This window comes from Thermodesulfovibrionia bacterium (assembly GCA_030646035.1).
Lineage (GTDB): Bacteria > Nitrospirota > Thermodesulfovibrionia > UBA6902 > UBA6902 > JACQZG01.
In genome coordinates this window covers 1-4,543 of sequence record JAUSMY010000047.1, presented here as the reverse complement: position 1 = coordinate 4,543, position 4,543 = coordinate 1, and the positions used below count along the sequence as shown (strand labels likewise).

7 protein-coding genes are annotated in these 4,543 nt (G+C 48.6%); 5 read left to right on the top strand and 2 right to left on the bottom strand.

What is annotated here, in order from left to right; translation table 11 throughout:
* The 3 genes from Q7U10_07615 to Q7U10_07605 all read left to right on the top strand — a co-directional run.
* Positions 1-676, top strand: a 676-nt coding sequence (locus Q7U10_07615; GenBank protein ID MDO8282475.1) for an AMP-binding protein, incomplete at its 5' end; no start/stop codon positions are given.
* A 173-nt stretch (positions 677-849) separates the two neighbouring features.
* On the top strand, positions 850-1,707 hold the full coding sequence (locus Q7U10_07610; GenBank protein ID MDO8282474.1) for a hypothetical protein: 858 nt from the start codon (positions 850-852) through the stop codon (positions 1,705-1,707).
* Between the two features lie 139 nt (positions 1,708-1,846).
* On the top strand, positions 1,847-2,389 hold the full coding sequence (locus Q7U10_07605; protein ID MDO8282473.1) for a hypothetical protein: 543 nt from the start codon (positions 1,847-1,849) through the stop codon (positions 2,387-2,389).
* Here Q7U10_07605 and Q7U10_07600 read toward each other — a convergent pair.
* The gene (locus Q7U10_07600; GenBank protein ID MDO8282472.1) at positions 2,365-2,433 is read right to left on the bottom strand and encodes a hypothetical protein; all 69 of its coding nucleotides are present in this window, start codon (positions 2,431-2,433) and stop codon (positions 2,365-2,367) included. The genes Q7U10_07605 and Q7U10_07600 overlap by 25 nt on opposite strands.
* Positions 2,434-2,578: 145 nt before the next feature.
* Between Q7U10_07600 and Q7U10_07595 the strand changes: the two genes are divergently transcribed.
* Positions 2,579-3,400, top strand: a complete 822-nt coding sequence (locus tag Q7U10_07595; protein MDO8282471.1) for a hypothetical protein — start codon at positions 2,579-2,581, stop codon at positions 3,398-3,400.
* 162 nt (positions 3,401-3,562) lie between these two features.
* A complete protein-coding gene (locus Q7U10_07590) occupies positions 3,563-4,132 on the top strand; it encodes a hypothetical protein (protein MDO8282470.1) in 570 nt (189 codons plus the stop codon).
* A 176-nt stretch (positions 4,133-4,308) separates the two neighbouring features.
* Here Q7U10_07590 and Q7U10_07585 read toward each other — a convergent pair.
* Positions 4,309-4,543, bottom strand: a 235-nt coding sequence (locus tag Q7U10_07585) for a transposase (protein MDO8282469.1), incomplete at its 5' end; no start/stop codon positions are given.

The following is a 4,543-nucleotide window of genomic DNA, read 5'->3' as shown; positions in this document are numbered from 1 at the left end:
GAACATCAGTGGCTCCGCAGCGTGCCCGGTGAAACTCTATCAACAGTGGCAGGCGCTCACCGGACAGACACTGCTGGAACGCTACGGCATGACCGAGATCGGCATGGGCCTCTCCAACCCCTACCACGGCGAACGCCGCGCCGGCGCCGTCGGCATTCCGCTGCCCGGCGTCGACGCCAAGCTGTTCGATGACAACGGCGACATCATTGCGGAAGCAGGCGCGCCGGGTGAAATTCGCATCCGTGGCGACAACGTCTTCCTCGAATATTGGAACAATCCCGCCGCAACCGCAGAGAGCTTCGTCGACGGCTGGTTCCGCACCGGCGACGTCGCCGTGCGCGAAGACGGCTACTACCGCATCATGGGCCGCTCATCCGTCGACATCATCAAATCCGGCGGCTATAAACTCTCCGCGCTGGAGATCGAAGGCACGTTGTTGACCCATGAAAAAGTCAGCGAGTGCGCCGTCATTGGCGTCGAAGATGAAACCTGGGGCGAGGCGGTGACCGCATTTGTCGTGTTAAAACCGGGGCAGGAGTTGACCAATCCTGAGTTGAAAAGCTGGTGTGAATCGCGGATGTCGCCTTATAAAATTCCGAAGCAGTTGCGTGTGGTGTCGGCGTTGCCGAGGAACGCGATGGGGAAGGTGATGAAGCCGGAGTTGAGGAAGGTTTGAGGGGTTAGACTCTCAGCACTTCACATGAAAGGCGGGTGGCAGGGGTGGAGTTTTGTTGGGTGCCGATATAGTATGCAGGCTTCACGAAATTGGCGGGGGCTTGCAATGCTTCACAACCTGAATTGCCTTCAGATTGAGGCACGGACTCCCGTCAAGAAAATTACTAAGTGTGCATGCACACTGATGCAATGTTAGGCATATCAATTGGAGTAGGCGAGATGATTTGGTGGGCCTTAGGTGCTGTTTTGATTGTCCTAATAGCCAAGCGACTTTGGGCAGCTTATAAAAATCCATACAATCTGCTTGGTAAGCAAGCAGCGCATATGAATTGGGTCGCTAGTGGGTTCTACACTGACAAGGAAGGGTACAAAAATATTGTGTTAAGGAGAGATGAGTATGAGGCATTTATCTCTTACAAAAAATGCAAGGTGTTTTTGGTAAAACCGGCAAATTATTCGCCGTTCGATGACTTTATAGCTGTAGAGAGGTGGTTGTCGGAGATTGAAGACGATCGACCACGAAAGGAGGACTTTGGTCATCATATCAGCGAGCTAGATATCGCCTTGGAAACACACAAACTGTATGCAACGGAAAACAATATCTTTAGTGAGGATCGTGGAAATGGAAAAGATATCTACTGGAATTGTTGCGTATCACTATATGCCTCCATTCTCTATGCAAAGGAGAAGTCACGCATTCAGATTGATAGCATGACCTGGAACAGCATAGTCCGATCTATTGTAGTCGGAATGTTGGATGCGCATAACCCAAACCTAGTCATGGGAACCCCAGCGTACAAGGCGGTAGAGAATCAGGCATTTGATGACTTTAAAAAGGCTGAAACTGCAGTAACGGTGGCATTGCGCGAGCCTGGGCCATATAAGCTCGAGCCTGTGGTAAAGGTGCTTTCTAAAATGTTTGGGGCTAATGGGAATGTCGAAGCGGAAAAAGCGCTGAGCGCTTTGGTTCTCATAAATGCTAAGAAAGCTCACGGCAGAATTATTCCAGAGTTTATGGCGTCCTTTTCATAGCGACAGAAATGCCCGACAGATTTTTGCAGTTAGACCAAAGCATGACGTCACGCATCTTGCTTGCGCAACTGGCGAGCCAACATGCTTTTGGCGCTGAAGGAAAGGGTTAGGAGAGCACAATTATACGTGGCTGGTACCAATGACAAATGGGCATAAATTACCGTTCCGAATTGATACTGAGGCTTTAGCACTCGGTTATTACTGCGTTCTTGATTACAACTACAAACTCGTTCGTGAATTTGAAACTATGGAGGACGCAGAGGTATTCATTGCCGAGGCCAACGGGTCAGATGTGGAAACGGTGCGGAATGATGCCGAAACTCAAGCCCTAATGTTGCATGAGTATCGCCAGAATATGAAGCGCAGTTTAAAGGAGAGAAAATCTCCAAGCCCAACTACCGAGTGTGGCGGGGGCTGGAGCTGGGACAGTTTGCCTGAAGAAGTTAAAAGACAGTTTCCGGCACCTCCAGAGAGGTCAGCGTTTTCCTCAATCCAGGAATACGAAGAGGCAAGTGGTTTTTGGATAGCACGTGTCGGAAGAAGTATCGCTATAGCGCTTCAACAGTACAAGAAGCCAAAATCAGGAAAAAGAAAATGGTACCTTCTTCCTTTCGCAAAAATCGTGTTCATTTGGATCGGATTTTTCGCTCTTATTGTTTATCTGGGATATTTTGATGGGTAGCGCTGCACACAGCGGCGGAATGTGTGAAGGGGTAAATACTCCATGAGTTGCGCGAACACCAATTTGTCTGAGTGCATGATGAAAAACCACGTGAAAAAAAGCCAAAGTTTCTCAGAAATTCGAGTTCAAATCGGCGACACCCCCACGCATCCCATTCTTTATTTGATATTATGTTTCTAAGGTAAACCCATGGACAAATGGATAGAAGGCGAAATTGCTACCCAGGAAGTGAAACAAGAAAAGCCATCTCGTTTGTGGATGCTTTATCACTTATGGGCCGGAATTTGTCTGAAAGTTTATGGTGATATAAGTGGTTTCTCGGAGGTTATTCAAAGCCTCGTAAGTGGCGAGGACTCGGTATTTGCCAGTAACTACGCAGGATTTTCAGCTATCATAGCAGTCGTTCCCGTGGCATTTGGTTATTACCTATCTCAGTCTATTACTAGGGCTATTGATGGTTTGGCCATAACACAGAATAGGAGGGCAATTCTAAAGACGCTCCTGCCAATCGCTTTCTTCATTGGGGCTATATTACTGGCGATGGCCACTACTCAATTTTGGGAGGTATCAGTATCTTCCTCAAGGAGGCTGTCGACTGATTTACAGCAATCGGACATTCAGCCTGTTGTGGCAATCACAACAACTCAAAGCTCGGAGGGGATAACGGAAGCCGATCTTGACCAAGCCGTACTTGCGAATTTAGAAACTTGGGTCATGGACACTATTCTAAAAAAAGGTAAAGACAGCTATGCAGACATGGGTTATGACCCTGAAAATTTTAAACCTCAGATTTCTGCGAGTTCAGCTTACGTTACCACTGGAGACAAGAAGCTAGCTATTATCAAAGTCGACATCGATAACTCTGTGCGCTCAGTCACTATCATTGGCCTAGAGGGCAGTGAGCTTCATAGAGTTAGCTGCATCAGGGAAGGAAGTCGTGACATTCCTGTCTGGTCAGGAGAATGTGGCACTGAAATTAAAAAAACGCATGGTGTAAGTATTCAACCGTAAAATAGATACAGACTAGCACAGCTAGACGTGCACTGTAGGTTGCTGGCATCTGTTTCATCGACGTAAATATTCAAGGATGTAACTTAGCAACATCCGATACTCCGCTGGCGCTCGCCATTTTCCGGTGAGTAAAGCGTTAGACCTAATACGAGAGAAACCCGAATGCGACGCCCAGAACTAATTTTTGATGATGCGCTCCGGGCGTTCCTAGAGCGAGAAGGAGGCTCACTGCTCACCGATGTCAGTGAACGAAACACATGCGGTCGCTTGGCTCATTTCATGGAATGTCAGTTACAGCTAGAGGGAGTGACCGGCTACTATGCCGACATTGAATACAACCGGAAGCAGCGTGGCAAGGTTAAGACGATCATAAATAATGATCTTCAGGTTGTATCAATAACCGCAGATTTAATTGTCCACTCTCGTGGCGAGCTACCTGCTCCAGATGACAATCTCATAGCGGTCGAGGCTAAGAAAGCTTCTCGCCCTACACGCGAAAAAGAAGATGACAGGGCTCGTCTAATAGCGATGACCAGCGAACCCAACAACGGTGTCTGGAATTGGGAAGACGGCCATCCTGAGCACGTCTGCGGTTATTCGGTTGGGATATTTATGGAAATTCGCCGCGAACAACAAATAAGGATAAGTCGCGCGCAGCCGCGACTTTATCCAGTAGTTGAACAAGCCCGTTGTTGGAATAACTCTTATAAGCAGATATGTCGATTGAACTGAGAGGGATTGCTGGGGCAGCAGTGCAGGATTTTCAAAATGCCATTTCGTTTTTATTCTTCAGGGCGAGTGCTGCTCTCGCCCCGTTTCAGCGATAAAAGGTAGTCACGCTTTTCTCATCAGTTGCTGCGCTCTCCTTTGTGTGTGCGGTGAGTGGCAGATTGGTTATTGCGCTGTGTTTATCCAGACTGTCGCGGCTTCGGGATAAACCCCACGATGCGCATCGGCTGCTGACAGCGACCACAGCGGAAGGTCGGACGTGTGCGTGGTGTGGGCCCGTGTTGAATGCGCACCCCCAACACCTGCTGCACCAGCCACAACAGTTTTTTGGCATTGCCATGCAAAAACCCGAAGTCTCTGGCACGTCGGAAGCCCTTGGGCAACACGTGTTGTAACAGCAAGCCCACAAACTCC